The organism is Pseudomonas sp. MF4836, assembly GCF_002018875.1.
Classification (GTDB): Bacteria; Pseudomonadota; Gammaproteobacteria; order Pseudomonadales; family Pseudomonadaceae; genus Aquipseudomonas.
The window spans coordinates 248120-270169 of record NZ_MVOL01000007.1; the positions used below are offsets into that span (position 1 = coordinate 248120).

The following is a 22050-nucleotide window of genomic DNA, read 5'->3' on the forward strand; positions in this document are numbered from 1 at the left end:
TCGACCACCTGCCCACCGCGCCAACGCGTGGCGTTCGGCCGTGGGCTGATTCCTAGCCAAGAATTCAGGATACATCGATGAAACACCTTCCTTTGCTGGCCGGCCTGTTCGGCTGCCTGTCCGCCAACGCCTGGGCGCAAGCCAGCCTCGACCTGGCCCCGATCACCATCGACGGCGAACAGGAGGCCGAACCGGGCCTGGCCCTCGACCAAGCCGGAGGCATCGCTTCGCGCCTGGGCCTGAGCCTGCGGCAGACCCCGGCCTCGGTGGCCGTGGCCAATCGCAGCGATATGCAGCGCCACGGCGCGCGGACCTTCCAGGACGCAGCCAACAGCCTGCCCGGGGTCAATGCCAGCGCGCCGCCGGGCTTTGGCGGATTTGTTTCCTACCGGGGTTTCAGCAACAGCCAGATCACCCAGATGTTCAACGGCATCAACGTCTCCAGCGGCCTGGCGCGGCCGGTGGATGCCTGGATCTACGACCGGGTCGAGTTGCTCGGTGGCCCGGCATCCCTGGTCAATGGCGCAGGCTCGGTGGGCGGTTCGCTGAACTACGTGAGCAAACTGGCCAACCGCCAGGAACAGGCGGCCGAGGGCCGGATCAGCTACGCCACCTACGACACGACCCAGACCGCCTTCGGCCTCAACCACGCCCTCAGCGACGCGGGCGCCGAGGTCCAGCACTACGCGCGCCTGGACCTCAGCCACAACACCAGCAATGGCTATATCGACCGCCAGCAGGGCGATGCCTGGAGCCTGGCATTTTCCCTGCTCAGCGACCTGACCCCGGACCTGTCCCACACCCTGGCCCTGGAGTACCAGGACGAGCACCAGGACAGCCCCTACTGGGGCACCCCGGTGCTCAACCCCAAGGCCGGCGAACTGAAGATCGACAAGCACAACCGCTTCAACAACTACAACGTCGCGGACGGCCGCTACGAGCAGCGCACGATCTGGGTGCGGTCGATCATCGACTACCGGATCAACGACAGCACCAGCCTGAGCAACACCCTCTACCACCTGGACAGCCAGCGCGATTACCGCAACCTCGAGACCTACCAGTACAACGCCGACAACAGCCGGGTGAATCGCTCCACCGCCTATCAGGTGCGGCACCAGGGCGAGCAGAACGGCAACCAGTTCCAATTGCGCCACGAGGGCCAGCTGTTCGGCCTCGACAGCACCTGGTCCGGCGGCTTCGAGTACAAGGTCAACCGCATCACCAGTTCGCCGCTCAACGTCAAGGCCGCCAACAGTGTCGATCCCGATAACTACTTGCCCGGGCACTTCTATGACCTGCCACAGACCCGCCAGGGCTTTGTCGCCGACAAGACCAATGAGGTCACGACCCGGGCGCTGTTCGCCGAGAACCGCCTGGCGCTGACCGAACGCCTGGCGCTGGTGAGCGGCCTGCGCTACGACGCGATCGAACTGGACCTGACCAACCACCGTGAAGTCACGCCCAGCAACCCGCGTCATCTCACGCGACGCTGGGAGCCGGTCACCGGGCGCCTCGGCCTGACCTACCAGTTCATCCCCAGCGCCAACGTCTACGTGCTGTACAGCACGGCCGCCGAACAGCCCAATGGCACCCAGAACTTCGACGTATCGACCGGCAAGCAATGGGAGATCGGCAGCAAATTCGACTACCTGGACGGCCGGGGCTCGGCCACGCTGGCGGCCTACCGCATCGAACGCCAGGACTTTTCGGTGACCGACCCACAGGATCCAAGCAACAGCATTGCAGTGGGCCAGCAGCGTTCGCGGGGCGTGGAACTGGCCAGTTCGCTGCACTTGAGCCCCAACCTGCTGCTGGAGGGCAACTTCGCCTGGGTCGATGCCCGGTATGACGAGTTCAACGAGAAAGATGCCGCCGGCAACGTGGTCTCGCGCAAGGGCAATACCCCGGTCAACGTGCCGGACCGGGTGGGAAACCTGTGGCTGACCTATGACCTGACAGCGCGCTGGCAAACCGGGGTCGATGCGCGTTACGTGGCCTCGGTGTTCGCCGACAACGCCAACACCCTTACCGTGCCGTCATACACGCTGTATGGGAGCTTCCTGACCTACAAGGTCGACTCACAGACCAGCGTCACCGGCCGCATACGCAACCTCACCAACCAGGTCTACGCCGAATACGCCCACGTCTCACCGGCCTACTACCTGGGCACCCCACGCACCTTTGAGCTGGCGGTGCAGACCCGCTTCTGAGCCACCACCGCCCTCTCACCGACCCGCCGCCGGCCTACAGCGCGGCGGCAACCTTGTCGGCAATGTCCTTGGGCAGCCAGGCGCGCCACAGGTCCGGGTGTTGCTTGAGGAACGCCTGGGCTGCCTGGCGCGGATCGCCGTGCTTTTCACTCATTTCGGCCAGGGCCTTGTTCAGGGGCTCGATGGGCAGGGTGACCTTGCTGAAGGTCTCGGCAATCTGCGGGTACTGCTGTTTGAAGGGCGCAGACACCCCAATCGACAGTTTCGAGGCCAGGGAACGGGTGGGCTCGGGATGGGGGTTGTCGGCGTCGGTCAGGGTCCTCCAGGCCTCGGCGTCGAAGGCCGGCTCTTCCAGCTGCACCAGCTTGAAGCGACCGATCAGAGGGGTCGGCGACCAGTAGTAGAACAGCACCGGTTTGCCACGGCGGATCGACGAGCTGATTTCCGCATCCAGGGCCGCGCCGGAGCCGCTGCGAAAATTCACATAGCTGTCGGCCAGGCCGTAAGCCTTGAGCTTCTGCTGGTTGACCACTTCCGAGGTCCAGCCGATGGGGCTATTGAGAAAGCGCCCCTTGTCCGGGCTCTCCGGGTCCTTGAACACGTCCTTGTAGCGCGGCAGGTCACTGACGCTGCGCAGGTCCGGCGCCAGAGGCTTGATGCCGCGGGCCGGGTCGCCCTTGATCACGTACTCCGGCACCCACCAGCCTTCGGTGGCCCCCTTGACCGTGTCGCCCAGGGCCAGGACCTTGCCCTCAGCCTCGGCCTTGACCCATACCGGGCTGCGTCCGGCCCACTCTTCGCCGATGACCTGGATATCGTTATTGGCCAGGGCGGTTTCCAGGGTAATGGTGGTGCCCGGCAAGGTGTCGGTGGGCAGGCCGTACCCGGTCTCGACCAGGGTGCGCAGGATCTCGGTGATCAGGCTGCCGCTTTCCCAGTTCAGGTCGGCGAAATGGATCGGCGCCTGCGCGGCCGTGGCTGGCAGCCCCAGCGTCGAGCCGAATGTGAACAACGTACCGACCACCAGCGCTCGAAGTCCCTTCATGCCTGTGCACCCCGTGCTTTCACAGCGTTAGCAGAATGGTCTTCCAGCACAGAGCCGGAAGCCTCTGAATATTCAGTCAACAGACTGTAGTAGAGGTTCCGGTTTTCGAAGCCTGGCGGCTATTTTTCGGCGGGGGCCTGCAACTGCTGGAGTTCCCGACGCACCATGCTGGCGTAGGGCGCCGGACGCAGGTTGTACAGTTGTGCCGCCACCCAGTTCAGCCAGGCGCCTTGCAGCACGGCCTTTTGCGCGAACAGGCGCTGGGCTTCGGCGCGGGCGAGTTCCTGGTGCTGCTGATGAAACTCGGCGCGACTGGCGCTCGTCACTCGCTGGCCTTGAAGGTCACCAGTTCACCCTTGCGCCATTTGGCGGCCTTGCCGGTAACGGCCTTCAGGGTCTTGGTCAGGCCTTCTTGCAGTTGTTCGTGGGCGGCGAACACCATGACCACGGTGTGACCTTCCTTGAACAGGATCCCGTGCCCGTCGGCGCTGGTCACAAAGGCGTATTCGCCCAGCCCGTAGACGGTGATCTTGATTTCACGAAACTTGATCTCGAACTTGCCGCCTTCGCGGCTGGGCAACACCGCCGCGCGAAAATGATCGCCGACCTTGAGTTCCAGTCGCTGTTTATCGTCAACCACCAGGGCGGATTCGGTGTCGATTTCGGCAATGTAAATGCCTTCGGCGGTTTGCTCGGTGATGTACACAAAACGGGACTGAAACTGCTTCACCAGCTTTGCGCGCAAATCACCCAACACGAACAAAGCATGCATCTCAAGATTACTTACTGCCAAGGAAAGCTCCCCAACGCAAAAGATAAAGTGCCCCGCAGGAAAAACGGGCAGCACAAAAAAAGGCCAGAGCGGCGCTCTCGCCGCAATGGTTCACACAAAAACCCGAGGTAGGCCGGACACGCCTTCAGCACCTGTCTGAATACAGACACGCCTGAAACACTGAAGGAGGTGACACTGAAGACCGGTAAACAGCACAGGCTCACAAAGACGGTAAATAAGGCGATATCGCCTGGTGCCACGCCGATGGGAAGGCCCGGATCAAGCACTGATCACTGACCACAGGGGCAATTCTAGAGCAACTTTATGCCTTGCGACCATTCAAAGCGGCGGCAAAGGCCTGATCAAGGTATTAAAACGATCACCGGGTACGATTATTCAGGCCGCAGTACAAAGTGCCAAAACAATCAGTGGCGGGATTCTAACCATTGACCACGGCCTCTGCATACATCCCTTGTCCTGGAAAGGTACTTGGAACATTCCCAAATCAAAGTAGGAGGATTCAACGCGAAACGACACTGAGTTAACTCAGCACTCCTGCGACAACAACTGCCATACTGCGCCGTTAACGAAAAACCAGCCAGCACGGCAAAGCTCCACCCGCACAATAATCTCCAAAGGAAGGCTCATCAGTGACGGAATTAGATATAGGCGAGTTCTTCATCCGTGGGGAATCCCGGGAAGTCGAAGGCGAGTTTCAAGCGGTTATCGTGATGCGTGCCAAACCCCCATTGACCACCGTGACCTTCCATCAGGTCGAGAAGGACCGCTGGTTCAAGACCTCGGAAACCGCCGCCGTTGCCGCCATCGAGGCCGCCAGGGCATTGAAGCTGGCAGTCGACCAGGGGGCGCTGAAGTCCTGAGTGCAGCACACAGCCATCAAGGATCTGGCTGAACCACCGATACCCCGGCGAGCATCCATTTAAGAGCATCATGATGATCAACTTGAATCCACAGGCTCGCCTGCCCGCCCTGGCGCCGGCACCCGCCGCCAGCACCGCCGCCGCCCAAGCCGAAGACGATGAGCGCTCAGGCAACCTGTTCGGCACCCGGGCCAGCGCCGGCAATGAGCTGGACAACCTGCTGCTGGCGAATAAAAAGCACCTGCTGCGCCTGAAAAAACAGATCGAGCAACTGCAACAGAAACTGCGGCGGGCCACTGCCCGGCTGGCGATGGTCAAGGCTGCCCGATCCGGTTCCGAAGCCGGGCGGGCGATGCTGGTGTCCGCCGCCCGCGCTCAGGTCCTGGCCTTGACCAGCGCGCTGTCCATGGCCCAGACCGCCCTGTTTCAAGCTGAAAGCGCGATGATCGGCTCGGTCGACACCAGCGCCTGAATCGGCGCATCCAAACCTGCGCCCCTCACCGATCGAACTCCTGGCGCCCACCCGCCTCAGATGCACTGAATGCCTCTCGCCCGACCTAGGGCACTTTCAGCGCAAGGAGATCATCTATGGATACGCCAACCCACGACCTCACAGGATTGTTCGATCAACTCGGGCTGGACTCCGCACCCGCCGCCATCGACGGCTTCATCGCCCAGCACTCGCCCCTGGCCGAGGATCAGAAGCTGATCGACGCGCCCTTCTGGACCCCGCAACAGGCGGCATTTCTCAAGGAACAACTGCGTGAAGACGCCGACTGGGCCCGGGTGGTGGATGAGCTGAATCTGCGCCTGCACCAGCACAGCTGAGGCGCGGTCGATCAGCGCAGGCCCCGGCAGCTCATGCCGCCGGGGCGACTGCGGGGCTAAATCACGGTGACGGCGATGCTGTCGTTCTGCACCGTGATGTTCAGCGTGGAGTCCCAATCGCGCACCTCCACGGTGATGCTGATCTGCGTCGGCGCGGTGGTCTTGTACACCGTCAACGTCTGCAGACCACTGGCCACTGGCAGCGGCGCACCGAAGTTCGCCGCACCATTGAGCCCCCAGCGGGCCAGACCGAGTGTTACCGCCGTGGTGTTTTGCGCTTGTGCACCGCCGACAATATTGACTGTCACATTAGCAACCATCTTCAGTTCTCCATTGATAGTTAAAAAGCCACTCAGTTAATTCTGCACAACACTGTTTGGAGCTTGATCGATCACTCGCTAAAAACATTCAAGCTCTACGAATTGCTCAGTTCCAACTGCAAGCCGTCGTCACTCGCCTGAACTTCCCACTTCAGCGGCCAGTCACTGTTCTGGGTGACATAACTATTACCCGGATAGACCACATTCAGCACGGTCGTTTGCGCAACAACTCCGTTGCAGATCAAATCCAGCACCACATTGCCAGCCACAGGTACCGTATAAAGAACCACATTGGTTTGAGCAGCGATATTCACGGTAGCCAGAATAGCTGCCTGGTTGTGGAGCTTGATATCAACCCGCTGCGCGGCGGCAGTCGAATTTCTTGCCTCTATCACAATAACCATTTGATTTTCCTTGCAAATAGTCCATGAGCACGGCTTGTCCCGCCAGACAAAGGCTGCCGCTCGGGAGCCGCAGCGCTAGTCATGGCCGTGACCCACGCTAGCCATAATGTTGTTCCGCCACCATTACACGACATTACGTCTCTGTTACTTCACATCGCCCTGCTCATCCACGGCGGGAAACTGCAATTGATGTAATCGTTTGTAATTGCCGATAACAATGCCCGAAAGATACTTTCCTTTGGCGAACAACAGTTCCATCTCGAATAACAAACCCATGACTTCGAGACAAACTTCACGTTCTGCACACCTATAAGACTGGCCTGCTCATTGCAGGATCCATTCACAACACTGGCAGTTAAAACTCAAACTCAAAGGGCATTGAAATGAGCACTATCTACACCATCAACGTGACCAACAACTCGCAAACTGCGCAGAACTTTTTCTTCTTCCAATCACCCGCGGTCTATACCGGCGGTGGACTTGTCTATTCCAACAGCCTGTTCCAGTCACAACTGCAGCCCTACAGCACCTCCGGCTCGGTCCTGACGTTTCAAATGAACCAGCAATACTTTGCCGGCGCCCAGACCCAGACCACTCCCCCCACCATCGGTCATGTTTCCGGCGGGACCACCTCCAGCCAACCGATCAACCTCACACCTGCAAACACTCCCCCAGTCGGTAACGCCACCAACCTGAGCGTTTCACCGCTGGGCCTGACTCCTGCCTTCACCCAGACAGGCGTGCAGCCAGGTGCATTTCGCATCGTCGCACCGACCTACAACCCCAATACCACCGGCAACTTCAACATCGGCTCGGCCATCCAGAACGCCGCGGGCGGCCCCGCTACCGTGTCGAACTTTGTGGTGGCCCAGCCCAACCAGTTCGTCGATTGCCAGCCAATCCTGGTGTTCTACGTGCAGACCGGCAGCTACCAGGCCGGGACAGTGATCAACTTCTCCAGCGCCTCCACTCTCTCGGCCGCCTGCGACACCACCACCGGGCATACCACCTTCAACGTGACCTATAACATCGACGGCACCTGGACCATCAATCCTCAGTAAAACCACGCGCCTTCCGTTGGCGGCGTCCAGCAGCCCTGGCGCGCTCAAGCTGCTGGACTGCCCGCCAACACCGAGGAACAACCCTGGGTTATCCACCGATCGCCCGACCCGCTGTCAGGGTCAAACGCCAAGGAACGATCAATGAGCGCTGTGCAATACGCAATCTGGTTCATCAACAACTCGTCATCCAGCGGCAACGCGTGTGTGTATCAGGACTCGGCCAACGTCACGCTCAATAACGGTGATGGGTTTCAGACCCTGGCCTGGATGGTGATGGGGGCCAACCCGGGAACGCAGATCAAGTTCGTCTGGAGCCTGAGCTACGACTTGGTCTGGTTCGACTATGACAGCCCCCTGACCCAGCAAATCATTGCCGCGCCTCCCGGCAACCAGGTCACCCTCAGCCAGAACCAGTACGGCTATACGTTCTCCAAACCCAGCTCGGGAACCGCCGGGTCCCTGGTGATCAAGGCCGATGCGACGGTCGCACCGGTCAACAATGTGATCTGCGGCATCGGTCTGGATGGCGCCGGGACCTTTGGCGTAAAACCCCAACCCAATCAGGCGGGCACCTTCACCCCCTGCACCGGCCCGCTGACGTACTGGATCAGCTTCGGTTACAACGGTGCAACCAACGACGTCATCGTCCCTGAAGCCCTGAACCTGTCCCAACAGATCACCTTCCCCGCCGGCATCTACAACATGACCGCGTTCTATAACATCGACGGCACCTGGACCTTGAAAAGCGGCAGCCCGAGCCAGCCCGCCAGCATGGCCAAGGGTCAGCAGACCGGCCCGATCATTTACAACCCGGCCGAACAGGCGCGCCCCAATACCATGCAGGCCTAATGCCATATTTCCGCCATTTCAGATAAATCCTTACAACGCACAGAATTTTCTGAAACAGATTTGCAGCGGCTGAACTTCCATGGATACTCCGCTCGGGAACTTGTCTAAGCAGGGAGCTGAGCCATGGCCATTTTGTTGAATTCGTCGACGGGCGCATTGCACGCGCTCAAGTCTTGTCATGTATTCGGCCGACTCGCCCAGCGCTGTGACAGCCCACTGACCGCCATCGATATTTCCCTGCTGCACGCCACCGTTCGCTGGAGCTCCCAGCAGTGGTTGCTGACCGACCAGAGCCGCAACGGCTGCCTGCTCAACGAACAGCCCCTGACCCGACACCAACCGGTAGCCATCAAGCTCGGCGACGAAATCCGTTTCGGCATGCTCGATGCCACGCCCTGGCGTGTGGTCGACCTGGCTCCGCCCGCCGACCTGCTGATCCCCCTCGCGCCCCACGTGGAACCGCTCACCCTGCACAACTTCCTGGTGCTGTCCGACGAGGGGCCGCCCTACAGCTGCATTTACCGCACCCCCGACGGTTGCTGGATGCAGGAAACCAGCGACGGCGCGGTCCCGTTGCGCGATGGCGAGCTGCTGCATTTCGATCATCAGGACTGGCGCCTGTCGTACTCCAGCGAAGAGCAGAACACCCTGGTCAGGGCGCCGTCGTCCCTCAGCAGTTGCATGCGCCTCAAGACCAGCCTCGACGAAGAGCATGTGCAACTGACCCTGTTTCGCGGCGCGCAGAGCCTGGAGCTGGGGGAAAGGACCCATCATTACCTGCTGCTGTTACTTGCCCGCCAGCGCCTGGCCGACGCCGCCCGGGGCTTCGACCTCCATACCCAGGGCTGGCTGGAGCTCGATGACCTGGTGGGCATGCTGGGCCTGGACAAGGCGCACCTGAACATCCAGGTGTTCCGCCTGCGCAAGCAGTTCCAGCAAGCGGTGTCCCAGGGGCTGATCGGCCAGGACTTTATCGAAAGGAGGCGCGGCGGCGTGCGCCTGGGCAGCGTGGCGATCGAGGTCTGGCGGGGCTCATCGCTCGAAGGTCGCTGGCAGCCGGCGACGAGCATGCACCTCCCCCCGACCTCGATGAGCATGTCCGCCCATGAACTCGATATCCCGGTCCTTTGATCTACCCGGCTATGAACTCACCGGCCTGCTCGGCAGCGGAGGCATGGCCTCGGTTTTCCGGGCGCGGCAGAACAGCACCGGGCAGTGGGTCGCGATCAAGCTGCTGCAACTGGACCCCGACGCCGCCGACAGCCTGAGCGCCCCTCGGCTGACCCGCTTTGATCGCGAAACCGCACTTTGCGCACGCCTGCATCACCCCCACATCGTGCGCCTGCTGGACAAGGGCACGCTGAATCGACACCTGTATTACGCGGTCTATGAATACCTGCCCGGTGAAACCCTGCGCGAGTACATCCTGCGACAGGGTGCGCTGTCGGCCGCCGAGGCGACCCAAATCATGCTGCAGGTCCTCGACGCCCTGGCCTGCGCCCACGCCCAGGGCATCGTGCACCGTGACCTGAAACCGCAGAACATCATGATCGATGCCGCCAACGCCAGGCCCAGCGCCACGCTGTTCGACTTCGGCATCGGCCTGGCCCTGGATGACGTACCCGCGCCGCTCGACGCCACGGACATCACGGGCACCCCCTCCTATAGCGCCCCGGAACAACTGCGGGGCGAGCCGGCCACGGCAAAGACCGACCTCTATGCCTGGGGCCTGCTGTTTATCGAATGCCTGACCGGGCGCTCGGCCTTTCACGGCGCGACGCTGGCCGAGATCTACCATGCCCAGCTCACGCCCCAGGACCTGCCCCTGCCGCCCGGGCTGGCGGGCCATCCCTTGCAGGAGGTGCTGCGTGCGGCGCTGGCCAAGCAACCCCGAATTCGTGCCGGGGATGCCATCGGGCTTTACCAGCGCCTGGCGTCGGTCAACGTCGATAATCTGCTGCGCCCGATGACCCTGGCCGAACATGATCAGCTCGCTGCTCCCGATCACGAACGGACCTGGATCAACCCCAGCAGCCCCTCGCGCGCGCCCTTCGAAAAACGCCAGGTCACCGCCCTCTATTGCAGCGTCAGCCTGGGCCGCACCGGCTCGACCACGATTGACCTGGAGACGCTCGAAGCCCTGCAGCGTGAGCACCTGACCACCTCGCTGGACATCGTCCAGCGCCTGGGTGGCCACGCCATGGGCGCGCTGGCCGCGGCCATGCTGTTTTACTTCGGCTACCCCAGGGTCAGCGACCGTAGTGGCCAGCAAGCCGCCCGCGCCGCCCTCGAACTGATCGGCCAGACCCGGCGTCGGGCCCAGGCGCTGCGTGCGCAACACGGTGTGGTGCTGGAGATGTCGATCGCCATCCATGTCGGCGACGTGCTGCTGTGCGCCGACATGCAGCCCAGCCAGACCGCCGCCCGGGCCCAGGAGCTGCAACGCCGGGCCGCTCCCGGGCAGATCCGCCTCAGCCAGGATGCCCGGCTGGCCCTGGCCAGGTTTGTCGAGTGCAGCCAAGTGATGCCTCAGATGGCAAGCGACGCGCCGACCTACCTGCTGGTCAGGGAGCACGCCAGCGATGGTTTTTCCTTCCTCGATCACGGCATCGAGGCCATGGCCGGGCGCCAGGTTGAACTGCAGGCGCTGCAGGCCTTGTGGCGCAACACCCTGGCTGACGGCGGGCGGGCCATGCTGCTGTGTGGAGAAGCCGGCGTCGGTAAATCCAGGCTGCTGTTCGAATGGGCCGCCCTCGATGACGGCCTGATTCTGTCGAGCCTGTGCGAGCCGGAACAGCAACATGCGGCGCTGTATCCGGTGCTGCGCTGGGTGCGCCAGTATCTCGAACGCGGCACCAGCGCCCAGCCCCAAGACAGCGTCCAGCGCCTGCACCGCCATCTGGAGGAACTGGGCCTGGATGCCGATCACCTGAGTGTGCTGCTGTGCTCCTGGCTGGGCATCGGCGGCGCGCCCCAGCGGCCGGGTTTCTGGGAAAAACATTCGCCCGAACTGCAAAAGCAGATGCTGCTCGATGCCCTCGAACGCCTGCTGCTGTCCATCGGCGAGCGCCAGCCCCTGCGTCTGCTGCTGGAAGATACGCACTGGATCGACCCCAGCAGCGCGGCCTTCCTCGACCAGTTGCTGCCCAAGCTGCAAGGCACCGCCATCTGCCTGGTGATGACCGCGCGAACCGAGGAATCGCCGTGGATCCCCAGGGTCCCGAGCCTGCCCCTGAGCGGCCTGGACCGCGCCACCCTGGAGCAGTTGCTGAGCCCCCTGCTGGGTGGCAAACAGATCGACGCCCAGGCCCTGCGCAGCATCCATGAACACACGGCAGGTATTCCGCTCTACGTGCAGGAACTGGTGGCCTTCCTGCGCAGTCGCGGCGACCTGGTGCTGAACGGTGACACTTACCAGTTGGCCACTGCGCACCTGAGCGGGCTGTTGCCGGTGAGCCTGCGCGAGACCCTCGGCCACAGCCTGCACCGGGTCGGTGCGGCCAAGCACACCGCGCAACTGGCCGCCGCGCTGGGGCGCGAGTTCGACCCTGAGTTTCTGGCGCAGATTGCCCCGTACGACGACGTGACCCTGCACGCCCACCTGCAGACTCTGCTCAGCGTGGGCCTGGTCTCGCGCTGCCGCCAGGTGGGCGATGCGCACTACATTTTCAAGCACGCGCTGCTGCGCACCGCGGCCTACGACAGCATGCCGCGCGTGGCCCGGGAACAGGCCCACGGACGGATCGCCGCCGCTCTCGAAGCTCGCTTGTGCAGCAGCGGCCAGGGCGAACAGGGCGTGCTGGCGCACCATCACGCTGCCGCCGCCCAATATGAGCAGGCCCTGCACTGGAGCGGACAAGCCACCGAGCAAGCCCTGCAACGGGCCCTGTATGACGCGGCCATGGACCTGATCGCCGAAGCCGAACCCTGGCTCGAACAGCTGCCACGCTCCCGGCGCCAGGGCCCGGAACTGCGCCTTTATCGCCTCAAGATCAGCGCCTTGATGGCCCGCCATGGCTGGGCCAACGAACGGGTGCGCAACACCGCGAACCGCGCCCACCAGTTGGCCCTGCGCTCGACCAACGCCGAGCACACCCCCGCCCTGCTCTGGTCGCTGGCGACCTACCACCACGTGGCCAGCCACCGCCGCGAAGTCCGGCAGATTGTCGCCCAGCTGTACAACCGCCAAAGCGCCTCCAATGAGGAGCGCATCGCCGCCCTGGTGCTGGCCGGCAGCTCGGCCTGGATCGACGGCCACTACGGGCTGGCGCGCGCGCACCTGCAACAGGCCGTGGCGCTGCCCCGGTCCTCCCAGCGCGTGGAACAGACCCTGTTGTATGGCCTGGATTGCGGCATCTGGGCGCAATCGGTGCTGGCGTGCGTCACCTGGTTTACCCACTCCGACGACAGCCTGGCCCACGGTCTGGCCGCCGATGCCGTGCGCCAGGCCCGCGAGTTCGATCATGTGCCTTCCCTGGGCCTGGCCCTGATGTACCAGGCCTATATCCACCAGTACGCCGGCGACCTGCCGCAGACCGCACAGGTCTGCGGACAACTGGTGGAGCTGGCCACGACCTATGGCTTGCCGGCATACGGGGCCTACGGCGAATTGATTCAAAGCTGGACCCAGGCCTCCTTCGCCAGGGCCAGCCGCACCATCGACCAGTTGCGGCAACTGGGCTGCCTGCTGGGGCATACCTACTTCCACGGTTTGATGGCCGACATCCAGTCCCACCAGGGCCACCAGGCCGAGGCTCTGAGCCTGTGCAACAGCAGCCTGGCGCTGTGCGACGAACTGGGCGAACGCTACTACCAGCCCGAACTGCTGCGTCTGAAAGCCCGGGTGCTGTCGCGCCAGGGGGCCCAGCGCAATGCCACGGAGATTGCCGACACCCTGCAACAGGCCTGCGCCCTGGCCGAACAGATGCAGATGCCGCGTTCCCGGCGCGATGCACAAAAGGACATGAGCAATTTGTTTCACTAACCGCGCTGCAAACAAGGAGTTGTCATGGAGCACAAGTTCTCAACGTCGGTATACGACGAATTTTTGCTGTACCGCGCCCAAGTCATTCGCGCCGTGGCCCTGGCCTGGCAGGACGAGGGCTTCAAGGCCGCACTCCGGGAAAATCCCCGGGCGGCGGTGCGCCAGTACCTGAACTATGAAATCCCCTTCGCCCTGGACATCGACGTGATCTTCGATAACGCCAAGTTCTGTCCGCAAACCGTGCTCGACTGGCTGGTGAAGAAAACCGACCGCCTGCAACTGAACCTGCCCCCGGCGCCACCGGCCAATCAGCAGGCCGAGGCCCTGGCGGCCTACAACCTGCAGTTCCTGACCTTCCTGCAACCCCATATCCGCTGAAGGAGCCACGCCATGCCACGTCTCAACGAAGTACCCAGCCAGGCAGTGCTGCTTGAATTCTCCGAAGTCTATTTGCGCGCCGTGGCCCTGTCCTGGGGTGACAACGACATCAGCGTGGCTTTCCGCCAGCTGTTTATCGAATCGCCGAAACAGGCCCTGATCGACTACTTCGGCTATATCGTGCCGTGGAACATCGACCTGGTGATTAGCCCCTGCGACCCCAGCCAGGGCTGGAACGGCCGGGAGTGGTTGCTGCCGCCCAACCGCATGACCTTCAGCATCCCCGAGACGCCTGCGCTCGAGGAGCAGGCCATTGCGCTGGCGGCCTACAACGACGCCGGGCCGATCTACCTGTTTACCTGCTGCTGAGGACCTTGCATCATGCCGGATCAGATACGCCCGCGGGCGCCACAAACCTGCCCCAGAATCGCGCCAGGCTTTGCCTTGCATCGGCTGGACGACGACAGCCTGGTGGTGGTGAGTGAGTCCAGGCGCGCCCTGATCCGGCTCAAGGGTCTGGGGCTGGTAGCCCCCCTGATCGATGGGGGGCATACCGGCTCGCAGATCATTGATCAATTGGCGGGGCGTCTCGACGGCCCGCAAGTAGAAAGCATCCTGCAAGCCCTGGCGCGCGCCGCCTACATCCAGCTGCACGCACCGCCACAGAGCGACGAGGCCCGCGCCGAACAGGCCTTCTGGCGCCAGGCTTCAGGGCGGGATGGGGCGGCGCCACCGCTGAGCCAGGTCGATATGGTGCGCACCGCCAGCGTCAGCCTGGAACGCTTCGAGCGGTGTCGGCAGGCCCTGCAATTGGCCGGGATCGAGGTGCAGGCAGACGCTGCACTGAAGCTGGTGCTGTGCGATGACTACCGCTGCCCCGAACTGCACGGGTTGTGCCGGCAGGCGCAACAGCAAGGCCGCCCCGTGCTGCTGGCCAGGCCCAATGGCCTGACGCCAAGCATCGGGCCCTTTATCGAACTGCCGCAGAGCGCCTGCATCGATTGCCTGCGGTTCTGGATCGGCACCCAGAAGCCCCTGGAGACCTGGCTGGAACAGCAAGGGTCGCCGACCTATGCCCGCCCGCCGCTGACCTGCGGGCCGGCCAGTGAAATGGCGTGCCACGGGCTGTTGACCATGGCCATCGAACACTGGTTCAGCCAACAGGACGGCAGCCCCCGGCAGGCCTGGGACATCCTGTCGCTGGACACCCGAACCCTGCAGACACAGGCCCACACCCTGGTCAAACGCCCCCAGTGCCCAGGCTGCGGAACGCCCGACCTGATGACTCTCCAGGCCTGGCGCCAGCCTTGCCTGGAGGCCGCGCCCGGCCAGCGGCTCGAAGGCGGCTACCGCCATCAGCGCGCGCAGCGGACCTATGAGCGCTACCGGCATCTGGTCAGCCCCCTGACCGGGCCGATCTGCTACCTGCACACCATGCCCCGGCGGCATGACGGCCTGCGCCAGGTCTATGTGTCCGGCTACATGGTGCGCCCCGCCCCACAGGCCCCGGGGCTGGCCATCGACAAGGTCTGCGCCGGCAAAGGCGCGACCGCCGAACAGGCCCGCACCAGCGCCCTGTGCGAGGCCCTGGAACGATTCAGTGGGGTCTATCAGGGCGATGAGGCCCGTACCCGGGCGCGCCAGGTGGACCTTGCCGAACCCAGCCTGGGCTTCAATCCGTTGCAGCAGTTCAGTGAGCGGCAATTCGCCCGGCGCCAGCAGATCAACGCCGGCACCCGCGATGTCCGGCAACAGGTGCCCCTGCCCTGGGATCCCCGGACCGCCATCGACTGGACCCCGGCCTGGTCCCTGAGCCAGCAGCGCTGGTGCCAGGTGCCCCTGGCCTACTGCTATGCCCAGGCCCCGGAAGAGTCCGGGCTGGCGTTCGGCATCCACAACCCCAATGGCACCGCGGCCGGCACCAGTGTGGCGGAGGCGTTGCTCCAGGGCACCCTGGAGTTGGTGGAGCGGGATGCGACGGCCATCTGGTGGTACAACCGGCTGCAACGCCCGGGGCTCGACCTGGCCAGCTTCAACGACCCGTATTTCAACCAACTGGCGGCGGACTACGCGGGGCTCGGCTGGCAGCTCTGGGTCCTGGACCTGACCCACGACCTGGAGATACCGGTGTGCGCCGCCGTGGCCTGGCATCCCGAGGAAGACCGCCACGCCCTGGGCTTCGGCTGCCACCTTGATCCGCACCTCGCGGTGCAGCGCGCGCTGACCGAGGTCAACCAGCTGTTCGATCCGCTGGTGCGCGGTCCCGATCCCTGGAATCGCCAACTGCTGGCAGACGCCAGTTTTCTGCAACCCGTCGGCAGCCGTTCAGCCCGGGACTTCACCCAGGCACCGGAATCCCTGGAACAGGCCTTGGACCACTGCCAGCGCGTGTTCGAACGGCAAGGCCTGGAATGGCTGATGGTGGACAAGACCCGTCCCGATCTCGGCTTGAATGTGGTGCAGGCCATCGTGCCCGGGCTGCGCCATTTCTGGCCGCGCTTCGCAGCCGGGCGCCTGTATGACGTGCCCTGCACCCTGGGTTGGCGAACCGCACCCCTCGACGAGAGCGAGCTCAACCCGGTGCCGCTGTTTCTATAGCAGCGTCAAGGGCGGTTCGGCGACAGGATCAATGCAGGCGGGCAGGCTCGGCCGCTGCAAGTTGCGCCTGCCAGGCGGCGCGGCACTCCTCGGCCTCATCACGGCTGGCGAACGCCGTACCGCGCTGCTCACCGTTGAGCAGGACTACCCAGCACACACTGCGCCCCAGGGCACGCAGGCTGGGCGGTACACCGCTGCCAATCATGACGGCGACATCGACTCTGCTGTGCATCGCATTCCCTCCGGAAGTAGTTAGCAGGCTAACGATGTTGGCCATGCTAATCATTTCCGGTCCCGGGAAACAGCCGCGTCCTGCACAGCTTTGTTGCAGCCGCGGCAACAATTACCGGCGCGGTGCGGCCTGCTCGGGTTTGTAGCCCAGGCGCAGGCCACCCCAGTGCCGCCCCTTGACCATGATCGGCACCGACAGGTCGTGCATCAGTTCGCCGGTGTCGCGGGTGTAGGTCTGTAGCAGCAGCGCCTGCTGATGGCTGCCACAGCGGATGCCGGTGCGGTCCTCGAACTTGCGCTTGGTGCGGTTATGCAGGGTGTCGACCTGGGGGTCGCCGGTCAGTGGCTGGGAGAACACCTGGTTGTGGGTGGGCACATAACCCTGAGGCGTACAGGCGATGGCAAACACCAGACCGTCGTGGCGGGTCAGCAATGACTCCTGGATCGCCGGCAGCACCTGGTCGGTGTAGCGGTCGAAACGGGTCTGGTACTTGGCCGGTGCCGTGTTGGGGATCAGTTGGTAGCTGCGGTCGAACAAATCGTCGAGGGCAACCCGGTTGTGCTCCACATCGGTCTCGAACTGCTGCGCGATGCGGTTCGCCCCCTCCCGGGCCAGGTCGTAGACCCGCTGGTGATAATCGTCCAGGCCGACCTCGGCCAGGCGCTCGCTGATGGTTTCGGCCTGGCCTTCCATCTGCACCGCGGCGTCGGCCAGGCTGCGGGTCTGCTGGTCGCTGATGGCCAGGTCGCTGCGCATCTGCTCCACCGCATGGAACAGGCTGTCCAGCTGTTCGCGGTTGGTTTGCGCACCCCGGGCAATCTCGCTGACCTGGCCTTCGACCCCGGCCGCCAGGCGCGCGATGTCTTCCAGGTGTTGGCCGGTGTGCTCAACCTGCTCCACCCCAATGGTGAGGTCGGCGGACAGCTGGCGGATCTGCTCCACCACCTGGGCCGTGCGCTGCTGGATATCCGCCACCATCACCCCGACCTCGTCGGTGGCCGTGGCCGTGCGTCCGGCCAGGCCGCGCACTTCATCGGCCACCACCGCAAAGCCGCGGCCATGCTCGCCGGCTCGCGCCGCTTCGATGGCGGCGTTGAGCGCCAACAGGTTGGTCTGGCTGGCAATCGACTGGATGACCAGGGTCACGCGCTGGATCTCTTCACTGCGCTGGCTCAGGGCTTCAATCAATTCGCGGCTGGCATTGGCGCGCTGGCTCAGCTGGTGCATGCGGGTGATGGACTCGGCCAGCACGCTGCGGCCTTCGGCACTGCGCTCGTGGGCCTGGCTGGCGGCGCCCAGGGCCTCGCGGCTGAGCTGAGAGGTGGCCTGCTCGGTCTGGATCATGACCTCGGCACTGCTGACAATCCGCGCCGCCGAATCGAGCTGGGATTGCAGTTTGCCTGCCAGCTGCTTCACCGAAAACGCCACGCCGGCGGCGGACAAGGCGTTATGGCTGGTGCTGTAGGACAGGTCGCGGGTCAGCGCAGCCATGTCGCCCTGCTTGGCAGACACACTGGCCACGGGCACCTTGCGCGAGCGCAGGCGCGGCAACCAGATCACCAGCACCCCCAGTGGCAGGCACAGGTACAGCGGCCAGCCCCACAGGGCCAGGCCACTTAACAGCAGCATCAGGGCGATGCTCTGCAGAGTCGGCGCCCACCAGCGGCTGGCGGTGTCGGGTAGTTGAGCCGGTTGCGCAGCGGCAACCGATAGAGATCCGTCCCTTGTCACATTGATTACCCCGAGCAGTTTCTAATTGTTTGCAAGCATTAGACGATACTAGAACGCCATTATCCATGGTCCCTTAGTCGGGGGGGTTGCAGCAGGTCAATGGATGGGGTCAGTCAGTTGGCGGGGATTTTCGATGTCAGCAGCAATATCAAAATGATCCTATAACCGCTGCCGTCGGGATGCGCTGACCCTGAGTGCGCTGTGGCGTGTCGGATACATGAGGAGGTTTGTGTAGCCGCTGCCGAGGCACGGGACTGCGCTGGCCGGGATGGACGCCGTGGGGGAGTCAGGTAAATGTGCGGTGTTTGGACGGGCCCGTGCAGCCTGCGGCAGCGGCCACAGGCCAAAGGCAAAAATCTGGGACTTGGCGCCGCCGGCGTAGCGGCGGCGCTGATGGCATCAGGCTTGGCGCTGGTGCTTGTCGATCTGCTCGTGGCGCTCTTGGGCTTCGATGCAGTACTTGGTGGTCGGGCTGATCAACAGGCGCTTGAGGCCGATGGCCTCGCCGCTGTCGTCGCACCAGCCGAAGCTGTCGTCACCGATCCGACCCAGGGCCTGTTCGAGCTGCGGCAGCATGCGCTGGTCGCGGTCGATGGAGTTGACCAGCCAGGTGCGCTCTTCTTCGACCGAAGCGGCGTCGGCCGGGTCAGCCGGGGTGTCCAGGCTTTCAATGGCGATCCGGTTCTGCTCGATGCGCTCGTGGGTTTCCACCTTCATGGCTTGCAGCAGCTCAGTGAAAAAAGCCAGTTGCTCGGCATTCATGTAGTCATCCGCCGGCATGGCCAGCAACTTTTCCTTTGTCATTGATTTCTCTATAAAAAATACGTGCATTAAGGCGAATTAGGGAGCGTTCCGGTCGACCCTCTGGGGTCTCTGGAAAGGCGCCATACATTCCAAGCGCCACCCGGCACTCAATTTACGAGGGGCGGCAGTCTAAGGCCGGTTTGAGGCCTCAGCAACTGAAATGAGAGTCAATCTGTCCGACAAAGCGCCGAAAGCCCGCTATTGCGGGCTTTGTCGGTACAGATCGGAGTGTGTTTATAACAAAAAATTCCATCTTGAGGGGTCTTTTAGAAGACAAACGGCAGTGCCATTCGAGAAAAACCGGGCACTGCCCCCTGAAAAACCGCTTTTTCAGAACACCGTCTCGACCTTGACCCCGCCGATGACTGCCGAATCCACTTCGCGCACGCCGCCCGGATTTTTCACGTATTGCAGGTTCGGCCGTACCGTCAGCCACTGGGTGACGTGGACCCCGTAGTACAACTCCGAACTGTATTCACTGCGCTGCAATGGGATATAGCCGGGGTTGTCGTAATCGCCGATGCCGTTGACCTGGTTCTGCAACTGGGCGCGCTCGCGATAATCGCTGTTGGTGTGCACCCGGGCCACGCCAAAACCGATGGCGTCCTTGGGCCGTGCATCGAACGGCCCGTTGTACACCAGCCCGGCCTGGATGAAGTGGTCGACCTGATTGGTGTCCTTGTCATGCAGGGTCAGGTTGGCGAACAACGACAGGCCACGGCTGGCGTCCCCGGCATGCCGAGTCACCTGCTGCTGGGCCACCAGCCAGTAGCCGGACTTGCTGCCATGGGTGCGCAGGTCATTGCCGGTCAGAGGTTGCGGCTGGCCGTTGAGGTCCTTGAGCACGTCGTTAGCCTTGGCCGTGCTGTAGTAGTAACCGGCGCGGTACTCGCCGGGCAGACCGTTGACCTTGGGCGACCACACCACCTCCACCGGCAGGAGCGTGCCCTGGGTGCCACTGCCGTCGAGCTTGAAGCCATTGCCGGTCTCCAGGTTCGACGGGTTCTGGTTGTAGGCGCCGATCTGCACGAACCACTGCGGGTTGATGCTGTACCTGACCCGCCCGGCCAATTGGCTGACCGGCCAGTTGTACCAGATGCCCCCCGCCCAGTTGCCGACCTGGGAACCGCAGAAGGTCAGGCTCTGGAAGTCGCAGGGAAAGCTGTTGAAGTCTTCTCCGGGGCCGAAGCGACCGAGCTTCACGTCCAGCGCCCCGTCCTGCAAAAAGCCCTTGCTGAACCACAGCTGGGTCAGGCGCCAGGTCTGCCCACGGCCATAGACTTCCTGGGACGAGGTGTAGCCGCCAATCCGCGGGTCGGCGATGCGGTCGTTGGTCAGGCTGCGGCCGTCGCGCTCGGTGATCGCCAGTTTGAACTGGGCATTCTCCAGGCCCATGGCCTTTTGCAGATCGACCTTGAGACCGAACACGAACTGCTCGGTCCAGCGCGCGGTCCGGTCGTCGTTGTAACCGCCCTTGAGGTTGCTGGCGAACTCGCCACCGTGCTCGAGCTGGATGTCGTAGCCTTTATTCAGCCACTCGGTTCGCAGGCCGCCCCAGTCGCCGGTCAGCCATTTCGAGTCGGCAGCGAACGCGTCCGCCGCCTGGCCGTGGTCGGCAAAACCGATGGCTGCCAGCAACAGGCAGGGGGAAAGGTAACGCGGGTCTTTTCGTGCGCCCATGGCAAAGCTCACCTCTATTTATTGTTGTTAAGGTTTTTTTGATGCGGGTTGTGGGGGTGCTGCGGGTATTGGCAGGTCTTCGGTCAGCCCGGGTCGATCGTGGCCGGACCGTGACCGGGGCCGGTGGCGACAAGGCGCGACACCGGCCCCGGCCCTTGCTGCACAGGGGCTGGCAAGCCAGCCGCGGTGCCTGTGGTCAAGGGCGCGATGTGAGCATCAGCGCTTGAGCTTGCGCTTGTTGCGGTACTGGTCGATGACCACCGCCACCACAATGATCAGGCCCTTGATGATGTCCTGGATGTAGGCATCGACCCCGACAAAGGTAAAGCCGCTGGCCATGACCCCGAGGATCAGCGCGCCGATCACGGTGCCGGTGATGCGCCCGACCCCGCCGGCCAGGCTGGTGCCGCCGATCACTGCCGCGGCGATGGCGTCCAGTTCATAGGACATGCCCATCCCCGCCTGCCCGGTGGCGGCCCGTGCCGAGGCCACCACCCCGGCCAGGCCCGCCAGCAGCCCGGCGATGCTGTAGACGATCACCAGGTGACGCTTGACGTTGATCCCCGAGGTCCGCGCCGCCTGCATATTGCCGCCGATGGCGTAGGTGTACTTGCCGTACTTGGTGTAGCGCAGGGCGATGTGGAAGATCACCGCCACCACCAGGAAAATCACCACCGGCATCGCCCCGTGGCCGATGGCGGTGTAGGAGTCCGAGAGCATGCTCACCGGCTGGCCTTCGGTGTAGTAGCGGGCCAGGCCCCGGGCCGAAACCATCATGCCGAGGGTGGCAATAAAGGGAGGGATACCGGTGATGGCGATGATGCTGCCGTTGATCGCCCCCGCCAGCAGCCCGACCCCCAGCCCGGCGATCACCGGGATCCACACCGGCAGGTCGGTCAATGAGGGGAACACCGCCCGGGCAAAGTCCGAGGTCTGCGCCAGGCTGGCGGCGATCATCGCCGACAGCGCCAGCACCGAGCCGGACGACAGGTCGATGCCGGTGGTGATGATCACCTGGGTCACGCCGATGGCCAGCAGGCCGATGATCGACACCTGCAAGATCATCAGCACCAGGCGCTGGGAGTTCATCAGGAAGCTTTGATCACGCACGATCCAGCCGAACACTTCGAAGACCAGACCGATGCCGATCAGCACCAGGAAAATACTCAGCTCGGTCGGCAACCGACGACGCGCTCGGGTCGGCGCCGTGGCAGGTTTGTTTTCCAGTATCGCGTTCATAACCATTCACCTTTTATGTCCGTGGCCGACGGCG

Annotated in this window: 21 protein-coding genes; 11 read left to right on the top strand and 10 right to left on the bottom strand. The window is 63.5% G+C overall.

The annotated features are described in order from the left end of the window. Nucleotides 1-77: 77 nt before the first annotated feature. Nucleotides 78-2210, top strand: coding sequence for a TonB-dependent receptor (locus tag MF4836_RS18265; RefSeq protein ID WP_078471446.1), 2133 nt, complete (start codon nt 78-80; stop codon nt 2208-2210). 34 nt (nt 2211-2244) lie between these two features. Here the strand turns inward: MF4836_RS18265 and MF4836_RS18270 are convergent, their stop codons facing one another. The 3 genes from MF4836_RS18270 to MF4836_RS18280 form a co-directional block, all read right to left on the bottom strand. Next, nucleotides 2245-3255 carry an ABC transporter substrate-binding protein gene (locus MF4836_RS18270; protein WP_078471447.1) on the bottom strand — a complete coding sequence of 337 codons (1011 nt, stop codon included), beginning with the start codon at nt 3253-3255 and terminating at the stop codon, nt 2245-2247. A gap of 119 nt (nt 3256-3374) precedes the next feature. Continuing rightward, complete coding sequence (locus MF4836_RS18275) at nt 3375-3581, bottom strand: hypothetical protein (RefSeq protein ID WP_078471448.1); 207 nt, start codon at nt 3579-3581, stop codon at nt 3375-3377. Beyond that, nucleotides 3578-4048 carry a hypothetical protein gene (locus MF4836_RS18280; RefSeq protein WP_371106562.1) on the bottom strand — a complete coding sequence of 157 codons (471 nt, stop codon included), beginning with the start codon at nt 4046-4048 and terminating at the stop codon, nt 3578-3580. The genes MF4836_RS18275 and MF4836_RS18280 overlap by 4 nt, the downstream gene beginning before the upstream one ends. 629 nt (nt 4049-4677) lie before the next feature. Here MF4836_RS18280 and MF4836_RS18285 point away from each other — a divergent pair. From MF4836_RS18285 to MF4836_RS18295, 3 genes are all read left to right on the top strand, one after another. Continuing rightward, entirely contained in the window at nt 4678-4908 is a 231-nt protein-coding gene (locus MF4836_RS18285; protein WP_078471449.1) for a hypothetical protein, read from the top strand. 70 nt (nt 4909-4978) lie between these two features. Further along, on the top strand, nt 4979-5380 hold the full coding sequence (locus MF4836_RS18290; RefSeq protein ID WP_178102965.1) for a hypothetical protein: 402 nt from the start codon (nt 4979-4981) through the stop codon (nt 5378-5380). A 116-nt stretch (nt 5381-5496) separates the two neighbouring features. Further along, on the top strand, nt 5497-5736 hold the full coding sequence (locus MF4836_RS18295) for a DUF2789 domain-containing protein (protein ID WP_078471451.1): 240 nt from the start codon (nt 5497-5499) through the stop codon (nt 5734-5736). 56 nt (nt 5737-5792) lie between these two features. On the opposite strand, the gene MF4836_RS18300 is transcribed toward MF4836_RS18295, so the two are convergent. Together MF4836_RS18300 and MF4836_RS18305 are read right to left on the bottom strand one after the other, a co-directional pair. Next, complete coding sequence (locus tag MF4836_RS18300) at nt 5793-6056, bottom strand: hypothetical protein (protein WP_078471452.1); 264 nt, start codon at nt 6054-6056, stop codon at nt 5793-5795. A gap of 95 nt (nt 6057-6151) precedes the next feature. After that, complete coding sequence (locus tag MF4836_RS18305) at nt 6152-6460, bottom strand: hypothetical protein (protein WP_078471453.1); 309 nt, start codon at nt 6458-6460, stop codon at nt 6152-6154. A gap of 383 nt (nt 6461-6843) precedes the next feature. Here MF4836_RS18305 and MF4836_RS18310 point away from each other — a divergent pair, with 383 nt between their 5' ends. The 7 genes from MF4836_RS18310 to MF4836_RS18340 all read left to right on the top strand — a co-directional run bounded on the left by MF4836_RS18310 (nt 6844) and on the right by MF4836_RS18340 (nt 16330). Then, nucleotides 6844-7521 carry a hypothetical protein gene (locus MF4836_RS18310; RefSeq protein ID WP_078471454.1) on the top strand — a complete coding sequence of 226 codons (678 nt, stop codon included), beginning with the start codon at nt 6844-6846 and terminating at the stop codon, nt 7519-7521. Nucleotides 7522-7662: 141 nt separating this feature from the next. Continuing rightward, on the top strand, nt 7663-8370 hold the full coding sequence (locus tag MF4836_RS18315) for a hypothetical protein (protein ID WP_078471455.1): 708 nt from the start codon (nt 7663-7665) through the stop codon (nt 8368-8370). Between the two features lie 123 nt (nt 8371-8493). Next, nucleotides 8494-9501 carry an FHA domain-containing protein gene (locus MF4836_RS18320; protein ID WP_078471456.1) on the top strand — a complete coding sequence of 336 codons (1008 nt, stop codon included), beginning with the start codon at nt 8494-8496 and terminating at the stop codon, nt 9499-9501. Next, a complete protein-coding gene (locus MF4836_RS18325; protein WP_078471457.1) occupies nt 9476-13354 on the top strand; it encodes a TOMM system kinase/cyclase fusion protein in 3879 nt (1292 codons plus the stop codon). Before MF4836_RS18320 ends, MF4836_RS18325 begins: the two co-directional genes overlap by 26 nt. A 24-nt stretch (nt 13355-13378) precedes the next feature. Then, nucleotides 13379-13732 carry a BMA_0021/BMA_0022 family TOMM bacteriocin gene (locus tag MF4836_RS18330; protein ID WP_078471458.1) on the top strand — a complete coding sequence of 118 codons (354 nt, stop codon included), beginning with the start codon at nt 13379-13381 and terminating at the stop codon, nt 13730-13732. Nucleotides 13733-13744: 12 nt separating this feature from the next. Further along, the gene (locus MF4836_RS18335) at nt 13745-14101 is read left to right on the top strand and encodes a BMA_0021/BMA_0022 family TOMM bacteriocin (protein WP_078471459.1); all 357 of its coding nucleotides are present in this window, start codon (nt 13745-13747) and stop codon (nt 14099-14101) included. Between the two features lie 12 nt (nt 14102-14113). Continuing rightward, entirely contained in the window at nt 14114-16330 is a 2217-nt protein-coding gene (locus MF4836_RS18340; RefSeq protein WP_078471460.1) for a TOMM precursor leader peptide-binding protein, read from the top strand. Nucleotides 16331-16358: 28 nt separating this feature from the next. Here the strand turns inward: MF4836_RS18340 and MF4836_RS18345 are convergent, their stop codons facing one another. The 5 genes from MF4836_RS18345 to MF4836_RS18365 all read right to left on the bottom strand — a co-directional run bounded on the left by MF4836_RS18345 (nt 16359) and on the right by MF4836_RS18365 (nt 22016). After that, on the bottom strand, nt 16359-16562 hold the full coding sequence (locus MF4836_RS18345) for a hypothetical protein (RefSeq protein WP_078471461.1): 204 nt from the start codon (nt 16560-16562) through the stop codon (nt 16359-16361). Nucleotides 16563-16673: 111 nt separating this feature from the next. After that, nucleotides 16674-18191 (bottom strand): methyl-accepting chemotaxis protein, encoded by a 1518-nt coding sequence (locus tag MF4836_RS18350; RefSeq protein ID WP_443217355.1) that lies wholly within the window; start codon nt 18189-18191, stop codon nt 16674-16676. Nucleotides 18192-18692: 501 nt separating this feature from the next. Next, nucleotides 18693-19097, bottom strand: a complete 405-nt coding sequence (locus MF4836_RS18355) for a TraR/DksA family transcriptional regulator (protein WP_020300610.1) — start codon at nt 19095-19097, stop codon at nt 18693-18695. A 330-nt stretch (nt 19098-19427) separates the two neighbouring features. Continuing rightward, on the bottom strand, nt 19428-20777 hold the full coding sequence (locus MF4836_RS18360) for a carbohydrate porin (protein WP_078471463.1): 1350 nt from the start codon (nt 20775-20777) through the stop codon (nt 19428-19430). 216 nt (nt 20778-20993) lie between these two features. After that, entirely contained in the window at nt 20994-22016 is a 1023-nt protein-coding gene (locus tag MF4836_RS18365) for an ABC transporter permease (RefSeq protein WP_020300609.1), read from the bottom strand. Nucleotides 22017-22050: the final 34 nt, after the last annotated feature.